A 14,662-nucleotide genomic window follows, 5' to 3' on the forward strand; every position below is an offset into this window, starting at 1 on the left:
TACAAAGGCTCGCGGACTCGCCATAAGGTGAGGGGGTTTGGGGGTTTCATGGCAACCGATGGTGACCGTGTGAACACCGGGCCCCGGGTCGTGACCGCGACCGTCGTGGGCACCGTCATCGAGTCCTACGACCTGGCGCTGTTCGGGCTGGGCGCGGCACTGGTCTTCGGCGAACAGTTCTTCCCCGAGGCCCGGCCGGGCACGGCGATGCTCGCCTCGCTGGCCACCTTCGCCGTCGGCCTGCTGGCCAGGCCGATCGGCGGCATCGTGATGAGCCATCTGGGCGACCGCCTGGGCCGGGTCCCCGTCCTGGTGCTCACCTTGGTGCTGATGGGCACGGCCACGGTCGGCATCGGCGTGCTGCCCGGCTACGAGACCATCGGGGTGGCCGCCCCCGTCCTGCTCGTCCTGCTCCGCCTGGCGCAGGGGTTCGGCGCCGGAGCCGAGTTCGTCGGCGCGATCCTCGTCGCGGCCGAGTCGGGCCCGCCGGAGCGCAGGGGCATGCGGGCCGCGCTGCCGAGCATCGGCTACTTCGCCGGCATCGTGCTGGCCACGGTGGCGTTCGCCGGCTTCGCCACCCTGCCGCCCGACCAGTTCGCCGCCTGGGGCTGGCGTGTTCCGTTCCTGCTGAGCGCCCTCACCCTGGCGGTGGGCCTCTACACGCGGCTGCGGATCTCCGAGACGGAGGCGTTCCAGGCCTCCTCCGGGCGGCGGGAGCGGCTGCCGCTGTGGAGCCTGGTCCGCCACCAGCCCCGCCGCCTGCTGGTGGCGTTCGCGGCCAACGGGCCCTTCGTCGCGGTCTACTACCTGGTGTCGGTGTTCCTGCTTCACTACGTCAGCCGGACACTGGGCCTGCCGCCGGCCGTCGGACTGACGGCCAACGTGGTGGCGGGCACCGCCGCGGTGCTGGCCGTACCGGTCTTCGGCCGGCTGGCCGACCTGGTCGGACGGCGCCCCGTCTGGTTCTTCGGCTGCCTGTTCCTGATCGCCTTCGCCGGTCCGATGATCGTCCTGCTGGACACCGGACGGCCCCTGCTCGTCGTGCTCGCGGTCACGATGGCCACGGCCGGCGGCCTGGTCGCCATGGGCGTGGCGCAGGCCTCGCTGTTCATCGAGATGTTCGAGACGCGGTATCGCTTCAGCGGCGTCGTGGTGGCGCGGGAGACCAGTGCCGCCCTGTTCGGCGGACCCATGCCGCTCGTCGCCGCCGCCCTCGTCCAGGCGGCCGGCGGCGCGTCGTGGCCGCTCGCCGTCCTGATCGTGGTGCTGGCGGCGGCCTCGCTGGTGGCGGTCCTGTTCGCGCCCGAGACCCGCGCGGCCGACCTGGTCGGTCAGACGGTGGCCTCCCGCCGTCCGGGCAGCGGGACCAGAAGCTCGACGTGAGAGCCGCGGCCCGGCCAGGAGGAGACGGTCAGCGTGCCGCCCATCAGCTCGGCCCGCTCCCGCATCGACGACAGCCCGACGCTGCGCGACCTGCCCGCCCGGCCGGTGTCGAACCCGACGCCGTCGTCCTCGACGGAGGCCCGCAGGTCGTGGGGTGAGATGTCGATCCTGGCCAGCACCACGGCGGGGGCGCCGTGGGCGACGGCGTTGCGGATGGCCTCCCTGATGACCAGGAAGGACTCGTCGCGCACGGCTGGTGGCGCCCACGTCTCGTCGCCGTTGACGCTCACCCTGATGGTCACCTCGTCGGTGCGCAACGTCTCGGTGAAGGTGAGCAGCGCCTTCTCCATGCTGGTCACGGTGTCCTCGAAACGCAGCTCCGAGGTGACGGCGCGCAGGTTCTGCATCGCCTCGCCGACGGCCTGCTTGGCCTTGCCCGCCCGCGAAGCGGCCCGTGACGGCCCGCTCGTGGCGAACATCTCGAAGAGCTCCAGCTGGCGGTGGGCGACGCTGAGCCCCGGCCCCACCCGGTCGTGCAGCTCCCGGGCGATACGGCGACGCTCGTTGAGATGCGCCCGGTGGATGATGTTGAGCAGGTAGCCGGTGTACGCGCTGGCCGCCTCCCTGATCCTGGTGTTGATGCTCTCGTTCACCGCCAGGGCGGTCAGCGTCAGCAGCTCCAGCGGGGCCTGCTCGGTGGAGACGTGGCGCTCCACCTCGCCGAGGATGAGCTCGAAGAGGGTGCCCGCCGCCCGCAGCGAGTCACGCGGGTCGAGCCGGCTCGCGGCCCTGCTCTCGCCGATGTCCCTGGTGAGCAGCCACCGCTCGCTGTCCATGGTGACCTTCCGGTCCCGCAGGCTGCGGATCAGGTCGGTCAGGGTGGCGTTCGCCTGAGCCATCGCCTGGGCCCTCGACTCGCGCTCGCGGACGATCGGATTGCCCGCTTCATGAAGTTCCCTCTCGTAGGCGAGCAGCATCGCGGCTCGCTCCTTCTCAAGGGAGCGCGCTAAGTCGTCCCACGGCGACCCATGGGGCTTGGCGTCTGCGGCCACGGGCCCTCCACTCGCGGCAACCAACCGAAGCCCGCCAGGTTGGGAGCAACGGTGTCAACTGGACACCACTGAGGGTACGCCGACTGACACGAGTTGACACAGGTGCGTCACGTACTGCGTGGCCATGAAGCCTCGGTAGAGGCGGCGTTTCCTGCAGCGCCCGCCCCGCGACGCGTGGGTCAGGGCCAGGACGGCGACCACGCCCGCTCCCAGAGTCAGCGCGCAGGCCGGCAGGCCCAGTCCCGGCGCGACGGTCGCCACGGCCAGCCAGAGGCACCCGGCCAGGGCGGCGGCCGCGACCGCCAGGAGGCGGCGCAGGAGCGGCTCGCCGTACAGCACCGCGACCGTGCGCCGTCCCGCCGCGGCGTCGCCCGGCGCGTCCGGGAGGTCCTTGGCCATCGTGCCCACGAGGCCGACCCACAGCGACATCACCACCGCGAACAGGAGTGTCCCCGCGTCCGGCGTCGTGCCGTGGGCGACGCTGGCGTATCCGGCCAGGTAGCTGAGGAGCGCGGCGGCCACCCCGATGCCGGGCGCGCCCAGCGTGTGGCGCTTGAGGCTGAGCGGGGGCATCGAGTACGCGTAGCCGAGCACCAGCACGGCGGCCACCGCCGGGGCGAGCGTGGGGACGAGCAGGACGGCGCCCACCATGGACAGCGCCGCGGCCGCCTTCGCGACCGCCGCGGCCGACTCCGGCCTCAGCTCGCCTGCCGCGATGGGGCGGCGGGAGTCGTTGGCCCGGTCCTCGTGGACGTCGGTCACCCCGTTGAGCAGGTAGGCCGACAGGATCGCCAGGACCCATACCGCCGCCCCGCCCAGCACCCCTGGCGCCGACGACCCCAGCCACGCGGCGGCTCCCGCGCCCCCCTGTATGGCCGGCGAGCCGAGCCACTCGGGCGCGGCGCCCGCCACCTCCGGCACCGATCCCCCGATCATGGAGGACACCCCGAGCGCCGCGCCGGTGACGAACCTGAGCAGATACATCGCCAGGACCGACGGGCGCGCCTCGACGAGGCACTTCAGGAGCGTGCGAGCGGGGACGCGGCGCGGAACGGCCTCCTGGGTCACCATGGCGTGATTATGAGCCCGCTCGCGGACTTCCGTTAATGCGGATCTCGAAGGGGGTAGCGGATCCTACATCTTTCGATACCGGTGATTGTCCGGCCTCCGCGGCACCCGCTCTTTCGGGTCCGGACTTGTTGGAGTCGCGTTCCGTTGTTAACGTCGGCCTACCGTCTCGACCATCTCATTATAGGAGAGGACGGCACCCCGGAAATGAGCAGCGGAACAGGCGAGGTAATTTTCGACTGGAACCGGTCACGGCTCCGCCCACCCGAGCCGGAGCCGACCGGGCAGGTGGAGCTGAACGACGAGTCGCTCCGTGACGGGCTGCAGAGCCCCTCCGTCCGCCAGCCCACCCTCGAGGAACGGGCCGCGCTCCTCCGGCTGATGGCCAGGCTGGGGATCGACGCCGCCAGCATCGGCATGCCGGCCACCGGGTCCGAGGCCGCGTTCTTCGCCGCCCGGCTCGCCCGGCACGCCGAGGACCTGCGGTTGCCGCTGGAGCTCCATTGCGCCGCCCGGACCGTTCCGGAAGACATCATTCCCATCGCGCAAATCAGCCAGGACACGGGTCGCGTCATCGGCGTAATGGCGTTTATCGGAACGAGTCCCATAAGGATATATACAGAAGGTTGGACGGAAAACCATCTGGTTAATTCGGTCACCGCGGCCATGCAATTCGGGCGGCGGGAGAATCTGCCGGTGTGCATCGTGGTGGAGGACGCCACGCGAACCTGCCCCGACATGCTCCGGCTCATCGCGCACGTGGCCCTGTACGAGGGCGCCGAGCGGATCTGCCTCTGCGACACGGTCGGCCACGCCACGCCGCGAGGCACCCGGGCGATCGTCGGCTACGTGGCCGAGGAGATCCTCGCCGCCCACGGCTTCGGGTCCGTGCCCATCGAATGGCACGGGCACAACGACCGGGGGCTGGGCCTGGCCAACGCGCTGGCCGCGATCGAGGCGGGCGTCGACAGGGTGCACGGCACCGCGCTCGGCATGGGGGAGCGCTGCGGCAACACCGCCATGGACCAGCTGCTGGTGAACCTGCACCTGTCCGGCGACACGCGTGAGCTGCGCGCGCTGCCCGACTACTGCGCGCTCGCGGCCGCCGCCTGCGAGCGGCCCATCCCCGTCGACTATCCGGTGGTCGGGGCCGACGCCTTCCGCACCGCGACCGGTGTGCACGCCGCCGCCGTGGCCAAGGCCGAGTTCGCGGGGAACCTCCCGCTCGCCGACCGCGTCTACTCCGCCGTCCCCGCCTCCGCGGTGGGCCGGTCGCAGCAGATCGACATCGGGCCCGCCAGCGGCCGGTGGAACGTGGTGCACTGGATGCGCCGGCGCGGCCTTCCCGCTGATGGCGAGGTGGTCGACGACATCCTTCGCCTGGCGCGTCGGTCCCACCGGGTGCTGACCGACTCCGAACTCCTGATGATGGCGGGCGCGAGAAGCTGACGCGATGCATCGCGCTGACCGTCGACCTGGGTTACTCTGAGTCCGGCTTGTCAGCTGGCGCCGGATACATCCCAGAGGGGCTATCACGTGGATGGACCGCGATGACACGCGAGGCCCAGGAACCCATCAGGGTCTTGCTCGTCGATGACCATGTCCTGGTGAGGGAGGGGCTGCGCGAACTCCTGGAGGCGCAGGCCGGGATGGTCGTGGTCGGGGAGGCCGGCGACAGCGAGTCGGCGGTCGCCCTCGTGGCCAGGGAACGGCCGCACGTCGTGCTGCTCGACGTCGAGATCCCCGGCGACGACGCTCCGACGACCGTGGCCCGCATCCATCGGCACTCGCCCGAGACGCAGGTGCTGATCCTGAGCATGTACGACGGGCCGGAACTGCTCCGCAGCCTGCTCGCCGCGGGGATCAGGGGCTACCTGCTGAAGAGCGCCAGCATCCAGGAGGTCGTGTCGGCCATCCACAGCGCCCGCTGCGGCGACGGGCGGGTGCTGCTCGCCGTCTCCCGCGAGAGCCTGGCCCAGGTCGACGGGCAGTCCTCTGACCTGCTGTCCGACCGGGAACGTGAGGTGCTCACCCTGGCCGCCCAGGCGCTCACCAACACCCAGATCGGCTCCCGGCTCGGCCTGACGGAGGCCACCGTCAAGCGGCACCTGCGCAACATCTTCATCAAGCTGGGCGCCGTGTCCAGGATCGACGCGGTCAACAAGGCCGTCAGCGCGTCCCTGATCAAGGTCGACAAGGTCCACAACGGGCGGTGACCGGCCCGCCTCGCGGGGCCTCAGCGAGTGAAGACCCGCTCGAGCCCGGCACGCTGCTCGGGCGCCAGCCGGACGTGCTTGGCGGCGAGGTTCATCTCCAGGTGCAACGGGTTGCGCGTGCTCGGGACGACCACGACGTCCTCCCCCTGGGCCAGCAGCCAGGCCAGCGCCAGGCGGGACAGGCTGACGTTGAGCTCGGCGGCCATCTCCTCGGCGAGCGGCAGCAGCCGTACGCTCTGCCGCAGCCGCTCGCCACGGAAACGGGGGTCGAGCCGGCGAGGATCGCCGGAGCGCAGGTGTTCGGGAGCGCGGATCCTGCCGGTGAGGAGTCCCCGCCCGAGGGGGCAGCCGGCGATCACCCCGATGCCGAGCGAGCGCGCGACGGGCAGCAGTTCGGCCTCGATGTCGCGGTGCACGAGTGAGTACTCCCTCACCAGCGCGGTCACGGGATGGATCCGGTGCGCCCGCCGGAGCTGGTCGGCGGAGACACCGGACAGCCCGATGTGGCGGACCTTCCCGGCGGTGACCAGGGCGCCGAGCCTGCCGACCGTCTCCTCCAGCCCCGCCGGGCAACGGCTGACGTAGAACAGGTCGAGGTGGCCGGTGCCCAGCTCGCGCAGCCACGCGTCGCAGGCCCGCTCCACGTCCCCCGTCGCGTCCCCCGCCACCACGACGGCGCGCTCGCGGCGTCCGGCGAGAGCTCGCCGGACCACACCGGTGGCCCGGTCCGGGCTGACGCCGGTCTCCAGGAGGGCCGGGCCGGCTCCGAGCGCCTGCCGGAGGACGCGCACGCCGTCGGCGCCCTTCACCGCGCCGTAGAAGCCACTGAGAGCCGCGCAGCCGAGGCCGACCGGCGGTAGCGCCAGCTCGCCGATCCTCCTCAGACGCGCGGTGGCCGGTGTGCTCTCAGGCATCAGTCCAGAGCAGCGCACGCCGTCCGATGTCCGTGGTGCGCGGCGCGGGCGCGCGCGACCAGTCGTACTCGATCCCCGCGAGCGGTCGCGGGGCGCTCTTCCGGGGCTTTCCGGCCGGGACCTGGTCCGCACCGTCCACCCGGGCGCGGATCGCGCCGGGCCGCCATCGAGTCATCATGGTGCACCTCTGGGTCTTCCGCCGGGGCGGGCGGGCCCTCCCCGCATGGATGCCTCCAGTGTGTTCCTCCGGGTTCGCGGCGGCCAAGCACGCGCCTAGCGCGGAGGCCGCCGTTGGTGCCTGCCCGCCGGGGCAGACCCTGCCTGGTCATCCGGGCCTGGTCATCCGGGTACGCCAACCGGCTATGGACTCCGTGGTTCTCCTCGCCACTTCAATAAAATAGAGTGGTGAGGGGAAGGCGGTCACCGTCGGCGCGTTGGAGGCGGCACATGGTCCATGCCAGGCGTAACTACGGCCAGTACTGCGGGCTCGCCGCCGCCCTCGACGTCATCGGTGAGCGGTGGACGCTGCTCATCATCAGGGAGCTGCTGCTGGGGCCGCGCCGCTACAGCGACCTCATCGCCGCGCTGCCGGGCGTCGGCACCAACCTGCTGGCCGAGCGGCTGAAGTTCCTCACCGCCGAGGGCGTGCTCCGCAAGGTGGCCGACGACCAGGGCAAGGACCGGGGCTACGAGCTGACCGAGGTCGGCCGGCAACTGCGCGAGCCGGTGCTCAGCCTGGCCCGGTGGGGGCTGCCGTTCCTGGACGCGCCGACGCCCGAGGAGATCGTCCGGCCGTACTGGGGGTTCCTGGCGGTGCAGGCCATGATCGACGACTCGCGGGTGCCCGACCTGGACGAGGTGTACGAGTTCCAGGTCGACGACGTGCTCTTCCACGTCGTCGTCAAGGACGGCGGCGCCGTCGCGGTCGAGGGCGGCTATCCCGGCTCGCCCACGGTGACCGCCGTCACCGATGCCCGCACGTTCATGGAGATCGGTTCCAAGCGGCTCTCGCCCTTCGGCGCCGTGGTGTCGGGGCGGCTGACGTTGCAGGGCCCGCCGGAGGCGATCCTGCGGGTGAGCGCCCTCCTCGGGCTGGTGCCCGAGGGGACGTCCGACCAGGCGCGCGGTGCCGCGAGCCGCTGAGCGGGGCGCCGCTACGGCGCGGGCCGCTCCACGCCGGTCACGTGCAGGGCTCCCTCCCTCACGCTGACGAGCACGTGCTGGCCGGAGCGCAGCTCGCCGTAGAGGATCTTCTCCGACAGCACGTCCTCCAGCTCGCGCTGGATGGTACGGCGCAGCGGCCGGGCGCCCATGACCGGGTCGTAGCCCCGGTCGGCCAGCAACCGCTTGGCCTCCCCGGACACCTCCAGTTCCATTCCGCGCTCCGCCATCCGCTCGGCCACCCGCGCCAGCATCAGGTCGAGGACGAGGATGATCTCCTGCGAGGCGAGCTGGTGGAAGACGACGATGTCGTCGACCCGGTTGAGGAACTCGGGCCGGAAGTGCTGCTTGAGCTCCTCCTGCACCTTGCCCTTCATCCGGTCGTAGGTGGACCCGCCCACGTCGGAGGCGGCGAACCCGATCCCGATGCCCTTGGAGATGTCGCGGGTGCCGAGGTTGGTGGTCATGATGATGACCGTGTTCTTGAAGTCGACCACCCGGCCCTGGGCGTCGGTCAGCCGGCCGTCCTCCAGGATCTGCAGCAGCGTGTTGAAGATGTCGGGGTGGGCCTTCTCGATCTCGTCGAACAGCACGACCGAGAACGGCTTGCGCCGTACCTTCTCGGTCAGCTGGCCGCCCTCCTCGTATCCGACGTAGCCGGGCGGGGAGCCGAACAGCCGCGACACGGTGTGCTTCTCCATGAACTCCGACATGTCCAGCATGATCAGGGCGTCTTCGTCGCCGAAGAGGAACTCGGCCAGCGTCTTGGACAGCTCGGTCTTGCCGACGCCCGAGGGGCCGGCGAAGATGAACGACCCGCCGGGACGGCGCGGGTCCTTCAACCCGGCGCGGGTGCGCCGGATCGACCGGGACAGGCCCTTGATGGCGTCGTCCTGGCCGATGATCCGCCTGTGCAGCTCGTCCTCCATGCGCAGCAGCCGCTGCGACTCCTCCTCGGTCAGCTTGACGGCCGGGATGCCGGTCGCCCTGGCCAGCACCTCGGCGATGAGCTCCTCGGTCACTTCACGAGGCACGGCATGGGCGGCGCCCCGGCGGATGCGGATGCGTGAGCCGGCCTCGTCGATGAGGTCGATCGCCTTGTCGGGCAGGAAACGGTCGCTGATGTAGCGGTCGGCCAGCTGCGCGGCGGCCACCAGCGCGCCGTCGGTGATCGAGACCCGGTGGTGGGCCTCGTAGCGGTCACGCAGCCCCCTGAGGATCTCGATCGTGTGCGAGAGGGAGGGCTCGGGCACCTGGATCGGCTGGAAACGCCGCTCCAGTGCGGCGTCCTTCTCCAGGTACTTGCGGTACTCGTCGAGCGTGGTCGCCCCGATGGTCTGCAGCTCGCCACGAGCCAGCATGGGCTTGAGGATGTTGGCCGCGTCGATCGCGCCCTCGGCCGCCCCCGCCCCCACCAGGGTGTGCAGCTCGTCGATGAACAGGATGACGTCGCCGCGGGCGCGGATCTCCTTGAGCACCTTCTTCAGCCGCTCCTCGAAGTCGCCCCGGTAGCGGGAGCCGGCGACCAGCGCTCCGAGGTCCAGCGTGTAGAGCTGCTTGTCCTTGAGCGTCTCGGGCACGTCCCCGTCGACGATCATCTGGGACAGCCCCTCGACGACGGCGGTCTTGCCGACGCCGGGCTCGCCGATCAGCACCGGGTTGTTCTTGGTCCGCCGGGAGAGCACCTCCATGACCCGCTCGATCTCCTCCTCGCGGCCGATCACCGGGTCCAGCCTGCCTTCGCGGGCCGCCTCGGTGATGTTCATGCCGAACTGGTCGAGGATGGAGGACTTGGGCTTGGGCGGCGCGACCGGGGGACGCTGGTCGTCCTCGTCCCCGATCTCGTCCCCCTGGAGGATCCTGGTGACCTCGTTGCGGATGCCGGTGGGCTCGGCGCCCTGCGAGGCCAGCACCTGCGCGGCCACCCCTTCGCCCTCCCTGATCAGCCCCAGCAGCAGGTGCTCGGTGCCGATGTGGTCGTGGCCGAAGAAGAGCGCCTCGCGCAGCGCCAGCTCGAGCACGCGCTTGGCGCGGGGGGTGAAGGGGATGTGCCCGTCATGCGGCCGCTCGCCGGGCAGGCTGATCGAGACGACCCCCGTCTGGACCGCGTCCAGCCCGATGCCGAGCTTGGTCAGGGCGAGCGCCGCCACCCCCTGCCCCTCCAGGAGCAGGCCGAGCAGCAGGTGCTCGGTGCCGAGATAGTCGTGGTTGAGTTTCCTGGCCTCCTCCTGAGCCAGGACGAGAACCCGCCGCGCGCGGTCGGTGAACCTCTCGAACATTCCTCGCTCCCGGAAGGCCGACGACTACTATTACTTTCTAAAGTTCGCTCGTTCACAGCTTCATGGCAAGAGGTTCGCCCACAGGTGATGCGGCTCGATCCGCGGGGTGAGCTATCGCGGTGAGGACGAACCCGTCGGTCACGCGCCACCTTCCCGCGAACTCCGTCAGCAGCTCACCCCCGTGAACGGTGGCGATCTTCGACAGGTGGGCGTGGAACGTCCCCGCCGACGGATCGATCGTGACGGTGGCCTCGGAGAAGTCCAGCCAGCGCCGGGCAAGGGGGAACCAGGCCTTGTAGACCGACTCCTTGGCGCTGAACAGCACCCGGTCCCAGTGCACGCCGGAGGGCAGCCCGGCCAGCGCCCAGCGCTCGGTCCGCAGCGAGATCATGTCGAAGACCCCGTCAGGCAGCGGCTCGTGCGGCTCGGCGTCGATCCCGATGGTCAGGACCTGCGTGTCCATCGCGACGGCGCACGCGCGGTAACCCGCGCAGTGCGTGATGCTGCCGACCACGCCGTCGGGCCAGGCGGGCGCGCCGCGCTCGCCCCGGGGCACGGGGACGGGAGGCAGCCCGAGCCGGGCCAGGGCGCGCCGCGCGCAGGCGCGGCCAGTGGTGAACTCGCGGCGCCTGGAGTCGACGGCCCGCTGCACCGCGACGGCCTCCTCCTCGAACAGCGTGGCGCCGGGCCGGTCGGCGAACAACTCGGCCACGGCGACGCCCTTGGGCAGGATGTCCTCGATCACACCGGCTCCAGTACGGGAAGGACCTGGCGGAAGATGTCGTGCGGCAGTCCACGCCGCTCCCACTCGCGCGGGTAGCCGACGGAGACCTCCTCGAAGCGCACGCCGTCATGCCAGGTGACCCGGGGGATGTGCAGATGGCCGTAGATCACCGCGGCCGTGCGGAACCTACGGTGCCAGTCGGCCGTCAGCTCGGTGCCGCACCACAGGGCGAACTCCGGATGGCGCAGGATCGCCGTCGGCTCGCGGACCAGCGGGAAGTGGTTGACCATGACGATCGGCACGTCCGGGTCGCAGGCCGCCAGCCTGCGCTCGCTCTCGGCCACGCGCGCCCGGCACCAGTCCTCCCTGGTCGGGTAGGGGTCGGGGTGGAGCAGGAACTCGTCGGTGCACACCACGCCGGCCTCGTGGGCCAGTGCCAGCGCCTCCTGCTTGGTGGCGCAGCCGGCCGTACGGAAGCTGTAGTCGTACAGGACGAACAGGGGCGCGATCGTGACCGGCCCGCCCTCCCCTGTCCAGACCGGGAAGGGATCCTCCGGGGTCAGCACACCCAGGCTGCGGCACAGCTGGACCAGAGCGCGGTACTTGCCGTCACCCTGCAACTGGAGGCGATCGCCCGGTACCGTCCACAGCTCGTGGTTGCCGGGGGCCCACACCACCTTGGCGAAGCGGGCGCGCAACGTGGCCAGCGCCCAGGCGATGTCCTCCCAGCGCTCGGCCACGTCCCCGGCGATCAGCAGCCAGTCGTCCGTCGGTTCGCGCGGCAGATCCTCCAGCAGTTCCCGGTTCCTCGCGTACCCGACGTGCAGGTCGCTCACCGCGACCAGTCTTCCCGCCACCACACCTCCCAGATCGCCCATACTCCGATGATCGCGTGCCGGCGCCCGATTGCCCAGTGAGCTGTCGCTCGCCCGACAGATGCCGAGCGGGCCGGTCGGTGCCTGCCTACCTTGCCGAGTATGGCTACCGAAGCAGCCCGTCCACGGCACTGGGACGGGGGAGTGAACGGTGACAGTGCCAGCTCTTGGTCGGCGGCGACGGTCCGGGACACCTGGGTGAGTGCCGGGCTGCTCGTCCTCCGTGTGGCGCTCGGCGCCACCTTCCTCCTGCACGGCGTGCAGAACCTGTTCGGCGCGTGGACCGGATGGGACACCGCCAAGATGGCCGGCTACCTCGGCTCCAAGGGAGTCGGGGCGTCCCAGGCCTTCTCGTGGATCACCGCGGTCTCCGAGGTGATCGCCGGCGTCCTGCTCCTGGCAGGGCTGCTCACCTCGGTGGGCGCGGCGATCGTGGTGGTCACGATGGCCGCCTCCAGCTACATCAAGCTCTCCGCGGGCGGCGGCTTCTTCATGCCGACGGGCTTCGAGTGGGAGCTGGCCGTGCTCGCGGGCGGGCTGGGCCTCCTGCTGGCCGGAGCGGGCAGGTTCGCCCTGGACAGCAAGCTGTCCGGCCGGGCCCTCGGCCGCGTCAGGGCGATCGCGGCCGTGCTCACGGTGCTCGCGTTCGTGGCCATCGTCCCGTTCATCAAGTGATCGTCGGCCGGCGGGCCGCCGTACCCGAGGAGACCCGGTGAACAGAGCTCTCGTCGCTCTGGTGACGTTCGTGTCCGTGGCGGTCGGCGGCTGGCTGGCCCTCGCGCTGGGCGGGGAGGAACGCGGCGGCGTGCCGCACCGCCCGGTGCTCGTCGACGGCCGGGTGCCGGCCACGCTGTACGTGCCGGGCACGGTCACGGCTCCGGGCGTCCTGGGCATGCCTGACCCGCCTCCGCAGGGGAGCAGGCCGCCCGTGGTCGTGATCGCACACGGCCACTCCGCCGACCAGGCCACCATGAGCGTGCTCGCGCGGCGCGTGGCCGCCGCGGGCTACGCGGTGGTCACCTTCGACTTCCGCGGCCACGGCCTGAGCACCGAACGGCACCAGTCGGCCGGGTTCGAGGGCATGCGCTCCGATCTGGACGCCGTCCTCACCTGGCTGGGCACGGTCCCCTACGTGGACCCGGCCAAGGTCGTCGTCGTCGGCCACTCGATGGGCGCCGCCGGCGTGCTCGGCTTCGCGGTGCGCGATCGGCGGCCCGTCGCGACCGTCGCCATGGGCGGCGCCATGGGCGGCGTCGAACCCGGCACCAGAGCCAGGAACGTCCTGTTCGTGGTGGCGGAGGGCGACGCGGGCGTCGTGCGGGAGGGCGCCGAGCGCACGGCCCGCCTGTGGTCGGGCACCCCGCTCGCCTACGGCCAGGTCAACGGCGACCACGCTCAGGGCACGGCCGTGGCCCTGCGGGAGGTGGCCGGGACCAACCACCTGACCATGCTCTTCTCGGACCTGACGGCCGGTTACGTGGTGGACTGGGTGGCCAAGGTGACCGGCCGTCCGGCCACGCCGTCCGGCGCCGCGGATCGGCGGCCGCTGCTGACGGTGCTCTACCTGCCCTGCGCCGCCGTACTCCTCACGCTCGTGGGCTTCGCCGGCGGCGCGCTGGCCCGCAGCGGCGAGCCGACCGCCGAGGCGGGGCGTCCCGTGCTCGGCCTTCTGCTGGTGGGCGGCGCGCTGCTGCTGCCGCTGCCGTGGCTGGCCTGGGGTGACGCGGGCCACCTGCTCGGGATGGAGGCGGGCGGCGCGCTGGCGGTGCTGCTGGGCGTCGCGGGAACGATCCTCCTGGCCGTGGGCCGGCTCACTCCGGCACGGCAGTGGCTCCCGGCTGCGCAGGCGTGGTCCGCACGACACACGCTCGCGCCCGCCGCGCTGGTCCTCGTGGGCGTGATCGTCGTGCTGACCCCGCTCGGGGCGATGGTGCACGGACTGGTGCCCACCCCGAAGCGCGTGCTGCTCTGGGCGCTCGCGACCGCGCTGATCCTGCCCTTCTTCCTGGCCGCCGACCGGTTGCTGCGCCGCGGCCGCCCGCCGGCCGCCGCGGCCAAGTCGCTCGCGGCTCGCCTGCTGATGCTGGCCGTTGTCATGATTGGCGTCATCACCCAGGTGCTGCCTGGCATGCTGGGGTTGTACGTCATGGTGCTGGCGCCCATCCTGCTCCTGCTCGAACTGGCCGCCTACGGCCTGTACGCGCTGGGCCGCGACCACAGGGTCACCGCGTTCGTGCAGGCGGGGGCGGTGGCGTGGGTGCTGAGCCAGTTGTCGCCGATCATGTGGTGAGGTGGAGCCGAGGTGTCACGTCCCGCTCTGTTCGAGTCGGCCACGCCCGAGTACGTCAAGGCGCGGGCCGAACTGCTGAGCGCCGAACGCCGGTTGCGCGAGCTGGGCGAGCAGGTGGCCGCGCGGCGGCGGGCCCTGCCCCCGGGGCCCGAGCTGGACGATGACCCGCCGCTCGCCGCGCTCGACGGCTCGCCGGCGCGCCTGAGCGGGCTGTTCGGCGACCATCACACGCTGCTCGTCTACAACATGATGTTCGACGAGGACTGGCCGGAGCCGTGCCCCCTGTGCTCCATGTGGGTCGACGGCATCGACGCCGTCACCCCGCACCTGCTCGAGCGCACCGCGGTGGCCGTCATGGCGCCCGCAGGACCCGCGCGCCTGGCCGAGGTGGCGCGGCGCCGGCAGTGGCGGTGGGTGCCTGTCTACTCCACGCGTCCCGGCGACCTCACCGACCGGCTCGGGCTGCGCGCCCATCCCGGTGACCTCGAACCCGTGGTGACCGTCTACGACAGGTCCGACGGGCGCGTCAGGATCTCCTGGCAGGGCTCGGCCATGCTGAGCGACCCCGGCGACGAGCCGTACCAGCCGGGTGACGGCGGCGACGCCCGCGGCCTCGACCTGCTCTGCGCGACCTGGTCGCTGCTCGACCTGCTGCCGCAGGGCCGGGGCGACTGGTATCCCAGCCGCCCGGCCCGCTGAC

13 protein-coding genes are annotated in these 14,662 nt (G+C 71.7%); 7 read left to right on the plus strand and 6 right to left on the minus strand.

Translation table 11 applies throughout. The annotated features are described in order from the left end of the window. Window positions 1-69 precede the first annotated feature (69 nt). Window positions 70-1,383, plus strand: coding sequence for an MFS transporter (locus ACWDLG_RS35805; RefSeq protein ID WP_449928649.1), 1,314 nt, complete (start codon window positions 70-72; stop codon window positions 1,381-1,383). On the opposite strand, the gene ACWDLG_RS35810 is transcribed toward ACWDLG_RS35805, so the two are convergent. Both ACWDLG_RS35810 and ACWDLG_RS35815 read right to left on the minus strand, forming a co-directional pair. Then, window positions 1,332-2,360, minus strand: coding sequence for a sensor histidine kinase (locus ACWDLG_RS35810; RefSeq protein WP_449928651.1), 1,029 nt, complete (start codon window positions 2,358-2,360; stop codon window positions 1,332-1,334). The two genes, ACWDLG_RS35805 and ACWDLG_RS35810, sit on opposite strands and share 52 nt — an antisense overlap. 129 nt (window positions 2,361-2,489) lie before the next feature. After that, on the minus strand, window positions 2,490-3,506 hold the full coding sequence (locus ACWDLG_RS35815) for a UbiA family prenyltransferase (protein ID WP_449928653.1): 1,017 nt from the start codon (window positions 3,504-3,506) through the stop codon (window positions 2,490-2,492). Between the two features lie 204 nt (window positions 3,507-3,710). Between ACWDLG_RS35815 and ACWDLG_RS35820 the strand changes: the two genes are divergently transcribed. After that, a complete protein-coding gene (locus ACWDLG_RS35820) occupies window positions 3,711-4,952 on the plus strand; it encodes a LeuA family protein (protein WP_449928655.1) in 1,242 nt (413 codons plus the stop codon). A gap of 101 nt (window positions 4,953-5,053) precedes the next feature. After that, complete coding sequence (locus ACWDLG_RS35825; RefSeq protein WP_354915503.1) at window positions 5,054-5,719, plus strand: response regulator transcription factor; 666 nt, start codon at window positions 5,054-5,056, stop codon at window positions 5,717-5,719. Between the two features lie 20 nt (window positions 5,720-5,739). Here ACWDLG_RS35825 and ACWDLG_RS35830 read toward each other — a convergent pair whose 3' ends face one another. Then, on the minus strand, window positions 5,740-6,633 hold the full coding sequence (locus tag ACWDLG_RS35830) for an aldo/keto reductase (protein WP_449928657.1): 894 nt from the start codon (window positions 6,631-6,633) through the stop codon (window positions 5,740-5,742). 447 nt (window positions 6,634-7,080) lie between these two features. Here ACWDLG_RS35830 and ACWDLG_RS35835 point away from each other — a divergent pair, with 447 nt between their 5' ends. Continuing rightward, window positions 7,081-7,776 carry a winged helix-turn-helix transcriptional regulator gene (locus ACWDLG_RS35835; protein WP_449928659.1) on the plus strand — a complete coding sequence of 232 codons (696 nt, stop codon included), beginning with the start codon at window positions 7,081-7,083 and terminating at the stop codon, window positions 7,774-7,776. An 11-nt stretch (window positions 7,777-7,787) separates the two neighbouring features. Here ACWDLG_RS35835 and ACWDLG_RS35840 read toward each other — a convergent pair whose 3' ends face one another. Genes ACWDLG_RS35840 through ACWDLG_RS35850 form a run of 3 tightly spaced genes read right to left on the minus strand, consistent with a single transcriptional unit; the run spans window position 7,788 to window position 11,675 of the window. Further along, a complete protein-coding gene (locus ACWDLG_RS35840; RefSeq protein ID WP_449928661.1) occupies window positions 7,788-10,073 on the minus strand; it encodes an ATP-dependent Clp protease ATP-binding subunit in 2,286 nt (761 codons plus the stop codon). A 52-nt stretch (window positions 10,074-10,125) separates the two neighbouring features. Then, a complete protein-coding gene (locus tag ACWDLG_RS35845; RefSeq protein ID WP_354915491.1) occupies window positions 10,126-10,818 on the minus strand; it encodes a 4'-phosphopantetheinyl transferase family protein in 693 nt (230 codons plus the stop codon). After that, window positions 10,815-11,675: a metallophosphoesterase family protein gene (locus tag ACWDLG_RS35850; RefSeq protein ID WP_449928664.1), complete on the minus strand. Its 861-nt coding sequence runs from the start codon at window positions 11,673-11,675 to the stop codon at window positions 10,815-10,817. Before ACWDLG_RS35850 ends, ACWDLG_RS35845 begins: the two co-directional genes overlap by 4 nt. 195 nt (window positions 11,676-11,870) lie before the next feature. Here ACWDLG_RS35850 and ACWDLG_RS35855 point away from each other — a divergent pair, with 195 nt between their 5' ends. The 3 genes from ACWDLG_RS35855 to ACWDLG_RS35865 are packed head-to-tail and all read left to right on the plus strand — an operon-like array spanning window position 11,871 to window position 14,661. After that, window positions 11,871-12,347 (plus strand): DoxX family protein, encoded by a 477-nt coding sequence (locus tag ACWDLG_RS35855; protein ID WP_449928666.1) that lies wholly within the window; start codon window positions 11,871-11,873, stop codon window positions 12,345-12,347. Between the two features lie 37 nt (window positions 12,348-12,384). Continuing rightward, on the plus strand, window positions 12,385-13,962 hold the full coding sequence (locus ACWDLG_RS35860; protein WP_449928668.1) for an alpha/beta hydrolase: 1,578 nt from the start codon (window positions 12,385-12,387) through the stop codon (window positions 13,960-13,962). Window positions 13,963-13,974: 12 nt separating this feature from the next. Next, the gene (locus ACWDLG_RS35865) at window positions 13,975-14,661 is read left to right on the plus strand and encodes a DUF899 family protein (protein ID WP_449928670.1); all 687 of its coding nucleotides are present in this window, start codon (window positions 13,975-13,977) and stop codon (window positions 14,659-14,661) included. The last annotated feature ends 1 nt before the right edge of the window (window position 14,662 follow it).

The sequence above is a fragment of the Nonomuraea sp. NPDC003727 genome (assembly GCF_053586935.1).